The sequence below is a fragment of the Rhizobium sp. NLR16a genome, from assembly GCF_017948245.1.
In the GTDB taxonomy this organism is placed as follows: domain Bacteria; phylum Pseudomonadota; class Alphaproteobacteria; order Rhizobiales; family Rhizobiaceae; genus Rhizobium.
This window is the reverse complement of the sequence record NZ_CP072868.1, coordinates 139,269-154,305: the sequence shown is the minus strand read 5'-3', so window position 1 is coordinate 154,305 and position 15,037 is coordinate 139,269. Positions and strand designations below refer to the sequence as shown.

Annotated in this window: 14 protein-coding genes and 1 pseudogene; all 15 read left to right on the top strand. The window is 62.4% G+C overall.

The features are described from left to right. Positions 1 to 5: 5 nt before the first annotated feature. Complete coding sequence (gene sdhA, locus J7U39_RS25460; protein ID WP_210632960.1) at positions 6 to 1,847, top strand: succinate dehydrogenase flavoprotein subunit; 1,842 nt, start codon at positions 6 to 8, stop codon at positions 1,845 to 1,847. An 18-nt stretch (positions 1,848 to 1,865) separates the two neighbouring features. Next, positions 1,866 to 2,645 (top strand): succinate dehydrogenase iron-sulfur subunit, encoded by a 780-nt coding sequence (locus J7U39_RS25455; RefSeq protein ID WP_210632959.1) that lies wholly within the window; start codon positions 1,866 to 1,868, stop codon positions 2,643 to 2,645. Positions 2,646 to 2,650: 5 nt separating this feature from the next. Further along, positions 2,651 to 2,827, top strand: a pseudogene (locus J7U39_RS31930) (nucleotidyltransferase domain-containing protein); the annotation flags it as partial. Positions 2,828 to 2,876: 49 nt separating this feature from the next. Then, positions 2,877 to 3,044, top strand: coding sequence for a hypothetical protein (locus J7U39_RS31925; RefSeq protein ID WP_247241794.1), 168 nt, complete (start codon positions 2,877 to 2,879; stop codon positions 3,042 to 3,044). 135 nt (positions 3,045 to 3,179) lie between these two features. Beyond that, positions 3,180 to 3,695, top strand: coding sequence for a protease inhibitor Inh/omp19 family protein (locus J7U39_RS25445; RefSeq protein WP_088391343.1), 516 nt, complete (start codon positions 3,180 to 3,182; stop codon positions 3,693 to 3,695). 63 nt (positions 3,696 to 3,758) lie between these two features. Then, a complete protein-coding gene (gene zapE / locus J7U39_RS25440) occupies positions 3,759 to 4,922 on the top strand; it encodes a cell division protein ZapE (protein ID WP_210632958.1) in 1,164 nt (387 codons plus the stop codon). 174 nt (positions 4,923 to 5,096) lie between these two features. Then, positions 5,097 to 6,059 (top strand): malate dehydrogenase, encoded by a 963-nt coding sequence (gene mdh / locus J7U39_RS25435; RefSeq protein WP_210632957.1) that lies wholly within the window; start codon positions 5,097 to 5,099, stop codon positions 6,057 to 6,059. A gap of 34 nt (positions 6,060 to 6,093) precedes the next feature. Then, a complete protein-coding gene (gene sucC, locus J7U39_RS25430) occupies positions 6,094 to 7,287 on the top strand; it encodes an ADP-forming succinate--CoA ligase subunit beta (RefSeq protein ID WP_097598164.1) in 1,194 nt (397 codons plus the stop codon). 19 nt (positions 7,288 to 7,306) lie between these two features. Further along, entirely contained in the window at positions 7,307 to 8,209 is a 903-nt protein-coding gene (gene sucD / locus J7U39_RS25425; protein ID WP_008528022.1) for a succinate--CoA ligase subunit alpha, read from the top strand. A gap of 167 nt (positions 8,210 to 8,376) precedes the next feature. Next, positions 8,377 to 11,361: a 2-oxoglutarate dehydrogenase E1 component gene (locus J7U39_RS25420; protein WP_210632956.1), complete on the top strand. Its 2,985-nt coding sequence runs from the start codon at positions 8,377 to 8,379 to the stop codon at positions 11,359 to 11,361. Between the two features lie 15 nt (positions 11,362 to 11,376). Continuing rightward, positions 11,377 to 11,685, top strand: coding sequence for a YciI family protein (locus J7U39_RS25415; protein ID WP_210632955.1), 309 nt, complete (start codon positions 11,377 to 11,379; stop codon positions 11,683 to 11,685). 39 nt (positions 11,686 to 11,724) lie between these two features. Next, positions 11,725 to 12,984: a 2-oxoglutarate dehydrogenase complex dihydrolipoyllysine-residue succinyltransferase gene (gene odhB, locus J7U39_RS25410; RefSeq protein WP_210632954.1), complete on the top strand. Its 1,260-nt coding sequence runs from the start codon at positions 11,725 to 11,727 to the stop codon at positions 12,982 to 12,984. Positions 12,985 to 12,996: 12 nt separating this feature from the next. Continuing rightward, the gene (locus J7U39_RS25405) at positions 12,997 to 13,746 is read left to right on the top strand and encodes a DUF4241 domain-containing protein (protein ID WP_210632953.1); all 750 of its coding nucleotides are present in this window, start codon (positions 12,997 to 12,999) and stop codon (positions 13,744 to 13,746) included. Continuing rightward, a complete protein-coding gene (locus tag J7U39_RS25400; protein WP_210632952.1) occupies positions 13,743 to 14,273 on the top strand; it encodes a hypothetical protein in 531 nt (176 codons plus the stop codon). Before J7U39_RS25405 ends, J7U39_RS25400 begins: the two co-directional genes overlap by 4 nt. Continuing rightward, positions 14,270 to 15,022 carry an SDR family oxidoreductase gene (locus tag J7U39_RS25395; protein WP_210632951.1) on the top strand — a complete coding sequence of 251 codons (753 nt, stop codon included), beginning with the start codon at positions 14,270 to 14,272 and terminating at the stop codon, positions 15,020 to 15,022. The genes J7U39_RS25400 and J7U39_RS25395 overlap by 4 nt, the downstream gene beginning before the upstream one ends. Positions 15,023 to 15,037: the final 15 nt, after the last annotated feature.

The window sequence follows — 15,037 nt, the reverse complement described above, 5'->3', positions numbered from 1 at the left end:
TCGATATGGCACCGACCTCACCCGCCCAGAATGGCAAAGCCTACAAATATGTCGACCACTCCTATGACGTGATCGTCGTCGGCGCCGGCGGCGCGGGTCTGCGCGCCACCCTCGGCATGGCCGAGCAGGGTTTCCGCACCGCCTGCATCACCAAGGTGTTCCCGACCCGCTCGCACACGGTTGCGGCCCAGGGCGGCATCGCCGCCTCGCTGCGCAACATGACACCGGATAGCTGGCAGTGGCATCTCTATGATACGGTCAAGGGTTCCGACTGGCTCGGCGACGTCGACGCCATGCAGTATCTCACCATGGAAGCGCCGAAGGCGGTCTATGAGCTCGAGCATTACGGCGTGCCGTTCTCGCGCAACGAGGAAGGCAAGATCTACCAGCGCCCCTTCGGCGGCCACATGCAGAATTACGGCGAAGGCCCGCCAGTCCAGCGCACCTGCGCCGTTGCCGACCGCACCGGCCACGCCATCCTGCATACGCTCTACGGTCAGTCGCTGCGCAACAATGCCGAATTCTTTATCGAATATTTCGCGCTCGACCTGATCATGTCTGAGGACGGCAGCCGCTGCACCGGTGTCGTCGCCTGGTGCCTCGATGACGGTACGATCCATCGCTTCGCCGCCAAGATGGTGGTGCTGGCGACCGGCGGCTACGGCCGCGCCTATTTCTCGGCAACCTCGGCCCACACCTGCACCGGCGACGGCGGCGGCATGGTGGCACGCGCCGGCCTGCCGCTGCAGGACATGGAATTCGTGCAGTTCCACCCGACCGGAATCTACGGTTCGGGCTGTCTGATCACGGAAGGCGCGCGCGGCGAAGGTGGTTACCTCGTCAACTCCGAGGGTGAACGCTTCATGGAGCGTTATGCGCCTTCGGCCAAGGATCTTGCCTCGCGCGATGTCGTTTCGCGCTGCATGACGCTGGAGATCCGCGAAGGCCGCGGCGTCGGCAAGAACAAGGATCACATCTTCCTGCATCTCGACCACCTCGATCCGGCCGTTCTGCATGAGCGCCTGCCGGGGATTTCCGAGAGCGCCAAGATCTTCGCCGGCGTCGACGTCACGCGCGAGCCCATCCCGGTTCTGCCGACCGTTCACTACAATATGGGCGGCATTCCCACCAATTACTGGGGCGAAGTGCTGAACGCCGATGGCGCCAATCCGGAGCGGATCATTCCCGGCCTGATGGCGGTCGGTGAAGCCGGCTGCGCCTCGGTGCACGGCGCCAACCGCCTCGGCTCCAACTCGCTGATCGACCTCGTGGTCTTCGGCCGCGCCGCCGCGATCCGCGCCGGCGAAGTCATCGACCGCGCGGCGCCCATCCCGCATCTCAACGTCGCGGCCTGCGACAAGATCATGGACCGCTTCGACGGCCTGCGTCACGCCAGCGGCGGCACGCCGACGGCTGTGCTGCGCGAGAAGATGCAGCGCGCCATGCAGGAAGATGCGGCCGTGTTCCGCACGCAGGAATCGCTGGAATCCGGTTGCCGGCGCATTTCGGCGATCTGGGGCGAGATGCAGGACATCAAGGTCACCGACCGTTCGATGGTCTGGAACTCCGACCTGGTGGAAACGCTCGAACTGCAGAACCTGATGGCCAACGCCATCACGACGATCTACGGCGCCGAGGCCCGCAAGGAGAGCCGCGGTTCGCACGCTCGCGAGGATTATACCGAGGGTGCATTCGCCGGCCGCGACGACGTCAACTGGCGTAAGCATACGCTTGCCTGGGTGAACGAGGCAGGCGACGTCAAGCTCGACTATCGCCCTGTTCACACCGAGCTCATCGCCGAAGGCATCGATCCGCATAAGATCGAGCCAAAAGCTCGCGTGTACTGATTTCAAGAGGAACCGGATATGGTTGAACTCGCTCTCCCCAAGAATTCTCAGATGCGCGAAGGCAAGGTCTGGCCGAAGCCGGCGGGTGCGACCAACACCCGCGAGTTCCGCGTCTACCGCTGGAGCCCGGACGATGGCCAGAACCCGTCGATCGACACCTTCTACATCGATGTCGACGATTGCGGCCCGATGGTGCTCGACGGTCTGCTCTACATCAAGAACAAGATCGACCCGACGCTGACCTTGCGCCGCTCCTGTCGCGAGGGCATCTGCGGTTCCTGCGCGATGAACATCGACGGCACCAACACGCTTGCCTGCACCAAGGGCCTCGACGATATTACCGGCGCGGTGAAGATCTATCCGCTACCGCATCTGCCCGTCGTCAAGGATCTGGTGCCCGATCTCAGTAACTTCTACGCCCAGCATCGCTCAATCGAGCCCTGGCTGAAGACGGTGTCGCCGTCTCCGGCCAAGGAATGGAAGCAGAGCCATGAGGACCGGCAGAAGCTCGACGGCCTTTATGAATGCATCCTCTGCGCCTGTTGCTCGACCTCCTGTCCGAGCTATTGGTGGAACGGCGACCGTTATCTCGGTCCGGCCGTTCTGCTGCAGGCCTATCGCTGGCTGATCGACTCCAGAGACGAGGCGACCGGCGAACGTCTCGACAATCTCGAGGACCCGTTCCGCCTCTACCGCTGCCATACGATCATGAACTGCGCGCAGACCTGCCCGAAGGGCCTCAACCCGGCCAAGGCGATCGCCGAAATCAAGAAGATGATGGTCGAGCGCCGGGTCTGATCGGCATGCATGCCACCGGCGGATTGGACGGCTTCGATCCCGCAGCCGTCGCGGAGATCAGGTCGCGGCTCGCCTCGGTTCGCGAGCAGGGCATCCGCATCGGTCTGGCGATCGAAAGCGGCAGCCGCGCCTGGGGCTTTCCGTCTCCCGACAGCGATTATGATTGCCGCTTTATCTATATTGCGGGCGGCGATTCTCGATCTCGTGCATGTTAAGAAGCGGACCCGTGAGATGGGTGAAGGTCTGCCGCCGGAGCCGGTGCGGTTATTTCTGCGCAGCTCGTTCGAGCACTATTCCGAGACATTGCGGGAGTTTGGCAGAAATCCTGACAGAGATGAGCGTGCGCAACACCTTGCTGACAAATTCTATGTGCAGGAAGTTTTGCAGCAGGGCAGTTGAACTGTATCGTTTTTCGGTTAGGTGTTGTCACGGGCAATTTCTGCAACCCGACTTGATTAACCAAAGCGAATTACGATAATCGAACTTGTCTCACGCCCGTTCTTTGCGGCGATAGCCGAATTCAGGAGTATGATGATGCAGTTGCGATATGCGATGACAGGTCTGGTGGTGGCTCTCGCGCTAGCCGGTTGTCAGCGTACGGCATATGATTACAGCTCCAACTCGAACGCCGGACCGGCGCCGTTGACGGCGCAGCCTGTCCCGTCCGTCCAGGGCGGTCAGCTTCCGCCGCCGACCGGCAGCTCGCAGTTCCCGGCCGCGCCGACGGCGACGGCACCGATGCCTGGGGCACAGTCCGGCGCCATGGCTGCGAATGCGCTCGACGTCACCAAGGAATCAATGGTCGGAAGCTGGCGCGTCAATGGCAGCTGCGATATGTTCCTGACGCTCACCAATCTCGGCAGCGGGTCGCGTGGCGGCACGCGCGGTTGCGTCGGCGAGCTGACTGCGATGGGCTCCTGGGAGGTCGCGGGCAAGCAGGTGCTGCTCAAGGATCGTTCGGGCAACCAGATCGGCAGCGTCTACAAGACAGCCGACAATCGCTTCCAGGGCCAGACGAATACCGGTCAGCAGATCAGCCTCAGCCGGTAAACCAACCGCGCGGTAAACGATCCGGCGGCGCGCCGCTGATGACTGACAGGCGGACGTGCCCTCATGCAGCCAATGCCAGATTATACGCTCAGCGTTTGCGAACAGCTTAAATCGCTGACGCTTGCCGGTGCGTTGCAGGTCGATTCCGCCCAGATGGACGTGGCCAAAAGCCTGGATCGGGTGCTTGCCGGGCTGAAGCAGTTGCGGCCGGCGGCCAAAGCGAGCGCGCTCGGCTGGCTGTTTGCCAAGAAGAAGAAAGCCGCCGACGGCATCAAGGGGCTTTACATTCACGGCAGCGTCGGACGCGGCAAGACCATGCTGATGGACATGTTCTTTGCCATGGCGCCGTGCAGGAAGAAGCGCAGGGCGCATTTCCACGAATTCATGGCGGATGTGCACAACCGTATCGCGGCACACCGGCTGAAGCTCAAGAACGGCGAGACGAAGCAGGCCGATCCGATGCCGCCGGTCGCCGCAGCCCTCTACGAGGAAGCGGAACTGCTCTGCTTCGATGAATTCACCGTCACCGACATTGCCGACGCGATGATCCTGTCGCGGTTGTTTTCCGAACTCTTCGCGCGGGGATGCGTGCTGGTCGCGACCTCGAATGTCGAGCCGGACAATCTCTACAAGGATGGGCTCAATCGCGGCCTGTTCCTGCCCTTCGTCGCTCTGCTCAAGCAGCATGTCGATGTCGTCACGCTGGATTCGCCGACCGACTACCGGATGGAGAAGCAGAATAGCCAACCGGTCTATCTCGTGCCGATCAGCGAACATAACGACATGGCGATGGAGGCGTCCTGGACGCAGGCGCTGCATGGGCGCAAGGCGAAGCCGCTCGATATTCCGATGAAGGGCCGCTCCATCCATGTGCCGCTTGCCGCCGACCGCATGGCGCGCTTCTCTTTCGCGGATCTCTGCGACAAGCCGCTCGGGGCCGCCGACTTCCTGGCCATCGCCGAACACTTCGATACGATCTTTCTCGATCACGTTCCCTTGCTCGGGCCGGAAAAGCGGAACCAGATCAAGCGTTTCATCATTCTGGTCGATACGCTCTATGATCATGCCGTGCGGCTTTACATATCCGCGGCGGCGTTGCCGGAGAACCTGCTCGTCCATCGCCGGGGCACCGAAGGCTTTGAATTCGATCGCACGGCGTCGCGACTGTTCGAGATGCGGAGCGCCGAATATCTTGCGCTGCACCATGAAAAGCGGGCCGCGGAGTAACAATCCAGTGACAAAACATCTTACGTTTACGTAAGAATTTTTGTATCTAAACGATTGAAAACGCTGCATCAAAATTAATGGATTGCCATTTTTAGCCTTTAGGTCTATGCGATTGCGTCATTGAGCGGCCTTGCAGCGTCGTTCGACGAATTTGATCGCAAAGGAAACAGCGAAATGGCGCGTAATAAGATCGCACTCATTGGTTCTGGCATGATTGGTGGCACGTTGGCGCATCTGGCCGGCCTGAAGGAACTGGGCGATATCGTCCTCTTCGACATTGCCGACGGCATTCCCCAGGGCAAGGGTCTCGACATCGCACAGTCCTCTCCGGTCGAAGGCTTCGACGCCAATCTGACCGGCGCCAGCGATTATTCGGCGATCGAGGGTGCCGACGTCTGCATCGTCACTGCCGGCGTTCCGCGCAAGCCGGGCATGAGCCGCGACGATCTTCTCGGCATCAACCTCAAGGTCATGGAGCAGGTCGGCGCCGGCATCAAGAAATACGCGCCGAACGCCTTCGTCATCTGCATCACCAACCCGCTCGACGCCATGGTCTGGGCGCTGCAGAAGTTTTCGGGTCTTCCCGCCAACAAGGTCGTCGGCATGGCCGGTGTTCTCGACTCCTCGCGCTTCCGTCTCTTCCTCGCCAGAGAATTCAACGTCTCCGTTCAGGATGTGACCGCCTTCGTTCTCGGCGGCCACGGCGATACGATGGTGCCGCTCGCCCGCTACTCCACGGTCGGCGGCATTCCGCTCACCGACCTCGTCACCATGGGCTGGGTCACCAAGGAGCGCCTCGAAGAGATCATCCAGCGCACCCGTGATGGCGGCGCCGAGATCGTCGGCCTGCTGAAGACAGGTTCCGCTTATTATGCGCCGGCTGCCTCGGCAATCGAAATGGCCGAATCCTACCTCAAGGACAAGAAGCGCGTCCTGCCTTGCGCCGCCCATCTGACCGGCCAGTACGGTGTCAAGGACATGTATGTCGGTGTACCCACCGTCATCGGCGCCGGCGGCGTCGAGCGCGTCATCGAGATCGACCTCAACAAGACCGAGAAGGAAGCCTTCGACAAGTCTGTCGGCGCCGTCGCCGGTCTTTGCGAGGCCTGCATCAACATCGCGCCTGCCCTGAAGTAATCGGCGCTGAAGTAATCGAAACAGGGATAGACCCATGAACATTCATGAATATCAGGCCAAGGCTCTGCTGAAGGGCTATGGCGCGCCGGTTGCCGAGGGTGTGGCAATTCTCAAGGTTGAAGAAGCCGAGGCGGCTGCCAAGTCGCTTCCCGGCCCGCTTTACGTGGTCAAGAGCCAGATCCATGCGGGCGGCCGCGGCAAGGGCAAGTTCAAGGAACTGTCGCCGGAAGCCAAGGGCGGCGTACGTCTCGCCAAGTCGATCGAAGACGTCGTTGCCAACGTCAAGGAGATGCTCGGCAACACGCTGGTGACCGCGCAGACCGGCGAAGCCGGCAAGCAGGTCAATCGCCTCTATATCGAGGACGGCGCCGACATCGAGCGCGAACTCTACTGCTCGCTGCTGGTCGACCGCTCGGTCGGCAAGGTCGCCTTCGTCGTCTCCACTGAAGGCGGCATGGACATCGAGGCCGTCGCCCACGATACGCCCGAGAAGATCCAGACGATCGCCATCGATCCGGAAGCCGGCGTGACGGCTGCCGACGTCGCCAAGATCTCCGCCGCTCTCAAGCTCGAAGGTGCTGCCGCAGAAGACGCCAAGTCGCTCTTCCCGCTGCTCTACAAGGCCTTCAACGAGAAGGACATGTCGCTTCTCGAAATCAATCCGCTGATCGTCATGAAGAATGGCCATCTGCGCGTTCTCGACGCCAAGATGTCCTTCGACGGCAATGCGCTCTTCCGTCACGACGACGTCCGGGCGCTGCGCGACGAGACCGAAGAAGATGCCAAGGAAATCGAGGCCTCCAAGTGGGACCTCGCTTACGTCGCGCTCGACGGCAATATCGGCTGCATGGTCAACGGCGCGGGCCTCGCCATGGCGACGATGGACATCATCAAGCTATACGGCAAGGAGCCGGCCAACTTCTGCGACGTCGGCGGCGGCGCCGGCAAGGAGAAGGTCGCTGCGGCGTTCAAGATCATCACCGCAGACCCGAAGGTCGAGGGCATTCTCGTCAACATCTTCGGCGGCATCATGAAGTGCGACGTCATCGCTGAAGGCGTCATTGCCGCGGTCAAGGAAGTCGGTCTCAAGGTTCCGCTCGTCGTGCGCCTTGAAGGCACCAATGTCGAGCTCGGCAAGAAGATCCTGAACGAGTCGGGTCTCGCGATCACGGCGGCTGACGACTTGGACGATGCGGCCAAGAAGATCGTCGCGGCGATCAACGGCTAATTTTGAGGGATCGGAAAGAATGTCTATTCTCGTCAATAAAGACACCAAGGTCCTCGTTCAGGGTCTGACCGGCAAGACCGGCACGTTCCACACCGAACAGGCGCTCGCTTATTACGGCACCCAGATGGTCGGCGGCATCCACCCGAAGAAGGGCGGCGAAACCTGGACCGGCGCGAAGGGCGAAAGCCTGCCGATCTTTGCAACCGTTGCCGAGGGCAAGGAAAAGACCGGCGCCGACGCCACCGTCATCTACGTTCCGCCGGCGGGCGCTGCCGATGCGATCATCGAAGCGATCGACGCCGAGATCCCGTTCATCACCTGCATCACCGAAGGCATTCCGGTCATGGACATGGTGCGCGTGAAGGCTCGCCTCGACCGCTCCAAGTCGCGCCTGCTTGGGCCGAACTGCCCGGGCATCCTGACGCCGGAAGAATGCAAGATCGGCATCATGCCGGGCTCGATCTTCCGCAAGGGTTCGGTCGGCATCGTGTCCCGCTCGGGCACGCTGACCTATGAGGCCGTCTTCCAGACCTCCAATGAAGGCCTCGGCCAGACGACGGCCGTCGGCATCGGCGGCGACCCGGTCAAGGGCACCGAGTTCATCGATGTGCTGGAGATGTTCCTCGCCGACGAAGCCACGACTTCGATCATCATGATCGGCGAAATCGGCGGCTCCGCCGAAGAAGACGCAGCCCAGTTCCTGAAGGATGAGGCCAAGAAGGGCCGCAAGAAACCGATGGCCGGCTTCATCGCAGGCCGCACGGCACCGAAGGGCCGCACCATGGGCCATGCCGGCGCCGTGGTATCCGGCGGCAAGGGCGACGCTGAATCGAAGATCGCGGCGATGGAATCGGCTGGCATCAAGGTGTCTCCGTCTCCGGCCCGCCTCGGCAAGACGCTGGTGGAAGTCCTGAAGGGCTGAAGCCACCTGTAGACCGGGCGGAGGAACGGCATCTGCGCCTTCCGCCCGGCTCGCATGCGAGAGCAGCAGATGCGCCGCGGACAGGCGGCGATCGGAATGCGGCAGCCGGCGATCGATCCGGCAAATTCATCAAGTCAGGAGGCGGACCGAAGCGTCCGCATATCACCATGGCACGGCAAGAAGCCAACGAGCAATTTCAGATCACCTCGTTTCTGGATGGCGCCAACGCGGCCTATATCGAGCAGCTCTATGCGCGCTACGAAGAGGATCCGGCGTCGGTCGACGATCAATGGCGCGCTTTCTTCAAGGCGCTGGAAGACGATCCTGCCGATGTGAAAAAGGCGGCCAAGGGAGCCTCCTGGCGCAGGAAGAACTGGCCTCTGGCAGCCGGCGGCGATCTGGTATCGGCGCTCGACGGCGACTGGGGCATCGTCGAGAAGGTGATCGAGACGAAGGTGAAGGCCAAGGCCGTAGCCGAGGGCAAGCCCGCCGACGGCACCGACGTGTTGCAGGCGACGCGCGATTCCGTCCGCGCCATCATGATGATCCGCGCCTACCGCATGCGCGGCCACCTGCATGCCAAGCTCGACCCGCTCGGAATCGCCGCCGCCGTCGACGATTTTCGCGAGCTGTCGCCGGAAAATTACGGCTTCACATCAGCCGATTACGATCGCAAGATCTTCATCGACAACGTGCTCGGCCTGGAGTACGCCACCATCCGCGAGATGATCGAGATCCTCGAGCGCACCTACTGCTCGACGCTCGGCGTCGAATTCATGCATATCTCCAACCCGGAAGAGAAGGCCTGGATCCAGGAACGCATCGAAGGCCCCGACAAGGGTGTGGCCTTCACGCCTGAGGGCAAGAAGGCGATCCTTTCCAAACTCGTCGAAGCCGAAGGCTACGAACAGTTCCTCGACGTCAAGTTCAAGGGCACCAAGCGCTTCGGCCTCGACGGCGGCGAATCGCTGATCCCGGCGCTGGAACAGATCCTGAAGCGCGGCGGTCATCTCGGCCTCAAGGAAGCCGTGTTCGGCATGGCCCATCGCGGCCGCCTCAACGTGCTCTCCCAGGTCATGGGCAAGCCGCACCGCGCCATCTTCCACGAATTCAAAGGCGGTTCCTACGCACCCGATGAAGTCGAAGGCTCCGGCGACGTCAAGTACCATCTCGGTGCATCCTCGGACCGCGAATTCGACGGCAACAAGGTACACGTGTCGCTGACGGCAAACCCGTCGCATCTCGAAATCGTCGATCCCGTCGTCATGGGCAAGGCTCGCGCCAAGCAGGACATGAGCGCCACGGTGTGGGAAGGCGACATCATTCCGCTTTCCGAACGCTCCAAGGTTCTGCCGCTGCTGATCCACGGCGATGCGGCCTTCGCCGGCCAGGGCGTCATTGCCGAAATCCTCGGTCTTTCCGGTCTGCGCGGCCACCGTGTTGCCGGCACCATGCACGTGATCATCAACAATCAGATCGGTTTCACGACGAACCCGGCCTTTTCGCGCTCGTCGCCCTATCCGTCCGACGTCGCCAAGATGATCGAAGCACCGATCCTGCACGTCAACGGCGACGATCCGGAAGCGGTCGTCTACGCAGCCAAGATCGCGACCGAATTCCGCATGAAGTTCCACAAGCCTGTGGTGCTCGACATGTTCTGCTATCGCCGCTACGGCCACAATGAAGGCGACGAGCCGTCCTTCACGCAGCCGAAGATGTACAAGGTCATTCGCGCCCATAAGACCGTGCTGCAGCTCTATGCGGCGCGCCTTGTCGCCGAGGGCCTGCTCACCGAAGGCGAAGTCGAGAAGATGAAGGCCGACTGGCGCGCGCATCTCGAGCAGGAGTTCGACGCCGGCCAGCACTACAAGCCTAATAAGGCCGACTGGCTGGATGGGGAGTGGTCGGGCCTGCGCACGGCCGACAACGCCGACGAACAGCGCCGCGGCAAGACCGCGGTGCCGATGAAGACGCTGAAGGAGATCGGCCGCAAGCTCTCGGAAATCCCGGCGGGCTTCAATGCGCACCGCACGATCCAGCGTTTCATGGAAAACCGGGCCAACATGATCGCCACCGGCGAAGGCCTCGACTGGGCGATGGCCGAAGCGCTCGCCTTTGGCGCGCTCTGCTTGGAAGGCCACAAGATCCGCCTGTCGGGTCAGGATTGCGAACGCGGCACCTTCTCGCAGCGTCATTCGGTTCTCTACGATCAGGAGACCGAGGAACGCTACATTCCGCTGGCCAATCTTTCGCCGACACAGGCCCGCTACGAAGTCATCAACTCGATGCTTTCGGAAGAGGCCGTGCTCGGTTTCGAATATGGCTACTCGCTCGCCCGCCCGAATGCGCTGACGCTCTGGGAAGCGCAGTTCGGCGATTTCGCCAACGGCGCGCAGGTCGTCTTCGACCAGTTCATCTCGTCGGGCGAACGCAAGTGGCTGCGCATGTCCGGACTCGTCTGCCTGCTGCCGCACGGCTATGAAGGCCAGGGTCCGGAGCACTCCTCGGCTCGCCTGGAGCGCTTCCTGCAGCTCTGCGCGGAAGACAACATGCAGGTCGCCAACGTCACGACGCCGGCGAACTACTTCCATATCCTGCGCCGGCAGCTGAAGCGCGACTTCCGTAAGCCGCTGATCCTGATGACGCCGAAGTCGCTGCTGCGTCACAAGCGGGCCGTTTCGACGCTTGCCGAACTGGCCGGCGAATCCGCCTTCCACCGCCTGCTGTGGGATGATGCCGAGGTTATCAAGGACGGCCCGATCAAGCTGCAGAAGGACAACAAGATCCGCCGTGTCGTCATGTGCTCCGGCAAGGTCTATTACGACCTTCTGGAAGAGCGTGAAAAGCGCGGTATCGACGACATCTATCTGCTGCGCGTCGAGCAGCTCTATCCGTTCCCGGCAAAGGCGCTGATCAACGAGCTGTCGCGCTTCCGCAATGCCGAGATGGTCTGGTGCCAGGAAGAGCCGAAGAACATGGGCGCATGGTCGTTCATCGACCCGTTCCTCGAGTGGGTACTTGCCCATATCGACGCCAAATATCAGCGCGTCCGCTATACCGGCCGTCCGGCCGCCGCCTCGCCGGCGACGGGCCTGATGTCCAAGCATCTATCGCAGCTTGCCGCATTCCTCGAGGATGCATTGGGCGGCTAAATCAAGGGGGGCGCAATGGCTTACTTCTTTTTGAGACTGCTGCCGCCGCGCCCCACTTTTCCGCATGACGGGACGGGGGAAGAAATGGCGGCGATGAAACGCCATGTCGAATATTGGCATCGGCAGGCCCTTGCGGGATCGGCAATTGTCGTCGGTCCGGTGTTCGAGGGTCAAGGCGCCTTCGGCATGGCAGTCGTCGAAGTGGAGGATCAGCCGGCGGCGCAAGCTCTTGTCGACGGCGATCCGATCATCGCTTCCGGTTTCGGTTTCCGTTTCGATGTCTTGCCGATGCCCTCGATCATTTTGCGGCCGCCCGCCGTCTGAAACGCATAAACGAAAACACACGAAATCAGGATTTGAACAATGGCCACAGAAATCCGCGTTCCAACTCTCGGTGAATCCGTCAGCGAGGCAACCGTCGGCACCTGGTTCAAGAAGGTCGGCGACGCCATCAAGGCCGACGAGCCGATTCTGGAGCTTGAAACCGACAAGGTGACCATCGAAGTTCCCGCGCCCGCCTCCGGTACGCTGTCGGAAATCGTCGCCGCCGCCGGCGAGACCGTCGGTCTCGGTGCACTGCTCGGCCAGATCGCCGAAGGCGCCGGTGCTGCCGCCGCCGCGCAGGCTGCCGCCGCACCGGTCGCCGCTCCCGCTCAGCCGGCCCCTGCTGCTGCTGCCGCACCGGTTGCCACCGCCGCATCCTCGTCGAGCGCTTCCGTCTCCACCATGCCGCCGGCACCGGCAGCTGCGAAGATGCTTGCCGAAAGCAATCTTTCCGCCGATCAGGTCGACGGCAGCGGCAAACGTGGTCAGGTGCTGAAGGGCGACGTCATTGCCGCCGTTGCCAAGGGCATTTCCGCTCCCGCCGCGGCACCGGCTGCAGCGCCTGCGGCTGCACGTGGCCCGTCGACGGTCGAGGATGCCTCGCGCGAAGAGCGCGTGAAGATGACGCGCCTGCGCCAGACGATCGCCAAGCGCCTCAAGGACGCCCAGAACACCGCCGCCATGCTGACCACCTATAACGAGGTGGACATGAAGGCAGTCATGGACCTGCGCAACAAGTACAAGGACATTTTCGAGAAGAAACACGGCGTCAAGCTCGGCTTCATGGGCTTCTTCACCAAGGCGGTGACGCATGCGCTGAAGGAGCTGCCGGCAGTCAATGCCGAAATCGACGGGACCGACGTCATCTACAAGAACTACTGCCATGTCGGCATGGCGGTCGGCACCGACAAGGGCCTCGTGGTTCCTGTTATCCGCGACGCCGACCAGATGTCGATCGCCGAAGTCGAGAAGGAACTCGGCCGTCTTGCCAAGGCGGCCCGTGACGGATCGCTTGCTATGGCCGACATGCAGGGAGGCACCTTCACCATCACCAACGGCGGCGTCTACGGCTCGCTGATGTCTTCACCGATCCTCAACGCGCCGCAGTCCGGCATTCTCGGCATGCACAAGATCCAGGAGCGGCCGGTTGCGATCGGCGGCCAGGTGGTCATCCGTCCGATGATGTATCTGGCGCTGTCCTACGATCATCGCATCGTCGACGGCAAGGAGGCTGTCACCTTCCTCGTCCGCGTCAAGGAGAGCCTCGAAGATCCGGAACGCCTGGTTCTCGATCTCTAAGGAGCGCTTTCGATGCGGAACCGGATATTGCGAGCGGCGCGGCTTCTTCTTTGCGCTGCCGCCGCGCATGCCCCGGTCCCCGCATCGGCCGCCGGCTGGGATGTCAGCAAGGCCAGCAGCAATTTCGGACTCGTGGCGCTTGATGCTGCCGAACTCTCCAGCCGGTCGATCGATGTGGTCCATATGGGCGATGTCGAGCTGACCTCGGGTCGCATCGTCGCCGCTGATCCGCTTGCCCAGCCGGATCGTGCGGCGCTTGCAAGAACGGTGGCGCCGGGCGACTATCCGGTGACGCTCTACCATGCCTTCGGGCGCATCGCGGCGGCCAGCATGCGGTTTGCCGAGGGCAGGCCCGATCACTGGGAACTGGCCGTCGTGCCCGGCCAAGACCCGGCGACACTGAAGGACGACGAGATCTTCGGCTATCCCGTCGATGCCGGCGTCGGCTGTTATATGGACGCCGATACGCTGGCGCTGATCGATGAGCGGGAAACGCAGGTCCAGGCGCAGAAGCCGGACGCCGATATCAATTATTACGATGACGTGCTGGCGTCGGAGCTTGACGCCAACAAGCGCCACTATGCATTGCACCAGCCGGTTGCCGGCAAGAAGGGCAATGTTGCGGTGTTTTGGAGCGGCTGGGGTGATGGTGTCTATCCTGTCTTCTGGGGCCTCGACAAGGACGGTTGCCCGCTGGTGCTGTTGACGGATTTTGGCATAATCCAGAATGCCGACGGGCGGAGAGAGCCGAAGGTGCAATGAGCGGGACGATCAGGATCATGGCAGGGCGGCGAGGTGCGGCTGCAATTGCGGCCGTGGCGGTTTTCGCCGTCCCGGTTGCCGGGTTCGCCGTCGACTGCAAACAGGAGCAGGCCGTCTACGTCGACCGTGACGGCGCCTATGAACTGCGCTTCGCGCCGCTGAACTCGGCGTCGGCGGCCGCCAGCAACCAGTTCAAGGTCAGCGCCCTCAAGACGGCCGTGGTGATGGAAGGCTATATCATGCCGTCGGAGGATCCGGTGCGCGCCATCGGCATCCTGATGTTCAACTGTCCGGAAGGCGATGTGACCGGCGCCGATCTCGATGCCTGCACGGTCTGGCAGGGCGCCGTCTATGGCATGGACGCCAAGGGCGAGATCGACAACCTGCTGCCGGAGGGCGCTGCTGCCGCCGAAAAGCTGGTGCTTCCCGGTCTTGGTCCCGCCATTCGCGAATCCAGCGCCTGGGGCGAGGGCAAGGCCTCGGTGGCGCCTTGGGACGTGCTGACATTCAAGGAGTGTGCGACATGAGCGATACACCTGTTGTTCTCGTCACCGGCGGAAGCCGGGGCATCGGCGCGGCGGTCTGCCGGCTTGCTGCGCGCGGGGGTTGGCGCGTCGCGGTGAATTACGCCACGAGCCATGAAGCGGCGGATGCCGTCGTTACCGCGATCATCGAAAGCGGCGGCGAGGCTGTGGCAATTAAGGGCGATGTCGGCAAGGCCGCGGATATCGCCGCGATGTTTTCGGCGGTTGATCGTCAGTTCGGGCGGCTCGACGGGCTGGTCAACAATGCCGGCATCGTCGATTATCCGCAACGAGTCGACGAGATGTCGGTCGAGCGGATCGAGCGCATGCTCCGCGTCAATGTGACCGGCTCGATCCTCTGCGCCGCCGAGGCCGTGCGCCGCATGTCGCGCCGACATGGTGGGCAGGGTGGGGCGATCGTCAACGTCTCCTCGATGGCGGCAGTCCTCGGTTCGGCGACGCAGTATGTCGATTATGCGGCATCGAAAGCGGCGATCGACACCTTCACCATCGGGCTTGCGCGCGAAGTTGCCGGGGAAGGGATTCGCGTCAATGCCGTCAGGCCCGGCATCATCGAAACCGATCTCCATGCATCGGGTGGCTTGCCGGACCGGGCGCGCGAAATGGCGCCATCGGTCCCGATGCAGCGGGCCGGCCTGCCGGAGGAGGTGGCGGATGCAATTCTCTATCTGCTTTCACCTTCAGCGTCCTATGTCACCGGATCGATCCTCAATGTGAGCGGCGGCCGTTAGAAAGACAGGGCGGAA

Bases quoted from the DNA above. Each gene is read 5' to 3' on its own strand.
- J7U39_RS25445 (WP_088391343.1), top strand. From the start codon at position 3,180: ATGCAGTTGCGATATGCGATGACAGGTCTGGTGGTGGCTCTCGCGCTA.
- J7U39_RS25395 (WP_210632951.1), top strand. From the start codon at position 14,270: ATGAGCGATACACCTGTTGTTCTCGTCACCGGCGGAAGCCGGGGCATC.
- J7U39_RS25415 (WP_210632955.1), top strand. From the start codon at position 11,377: ATGGCTTACTTCTTTTTGAGACTGCTGCCGCCGCGCCCCACTTTTCCG.
- zapE (WP_210632958.1), top strand. From the start codon at position 3,759: ATGCAGCCAATGCCAGATTATACGCTCAGCGTTTGCGAACAGCTTAAA.
- sucC (WP_097598164.1), top strand. From the start codon at position 6,094: ATGAACATTCATGAATATCAGGCCAAGGCTCTGCTGAAGGGCTATGGC.
- J7U39_RS31925 (WP_247241794.1), top strand. From the start codon at position 2,877: ATGGGTGAAGGTCTGCCGCCGGAGCCGGTGCGGTTATTTCTGCGCAGC.
- sdhA (WP_210632960.1), top strand. From the start codon at position 6: ATGGCACCGACCTCACCCGCCCAGAATGGCAAAGCCTACAAATATGTC.
- J7U39_RS25405 (WP_210632953.1), top strand. From the start codon at position 12,997: ATGCGGAACCGGATATTGCGAGCGGCGCGGCTTCTTCTTTGCGCTGCC.
- J7U39_RS25420 (WP_210632956.1), top strand. From the start codon at position 8,377: ATGGCACGGCAAGAAGCCAACGAGCAATTTCAGATCACCTCGTTTCTG.
- sucD (WP_008528022.1), top strand. From the start codon at position 7,307: ATGTCTATTCTCGTCAATAAAGACACCAAGGTCCTCGTTCAGGGTCTG.
- J7U39_RS25455 (WP_210632959.1), top strand. From the start codon at position 1,866: ATGGTTGAACTCGCTCTCCCCAAGAATTCTCAGATGCGCGAAGGCAAG.
- J7U39_RS25400 (WP_210632952.1), top strand. From the start codon at position 13,743: ATGAGCGGGACGATCAGGATCATGGCAGGGCGGCGAGGTGCGGCTGCA.
- odhB (WP_210632954.1), top strand. From the start codon at position 11,725: ATGGCCACAGAAATCCGCGTTCCAACTCTCGGTGAATCCGTCAGCGAG.
- mdh (WP_210632957.1), top strand. From the start codon at position 5,097: ATGGCGCGTAATAAGATCGCACTCATTGGTTCTGGCATGATTGGTGGC.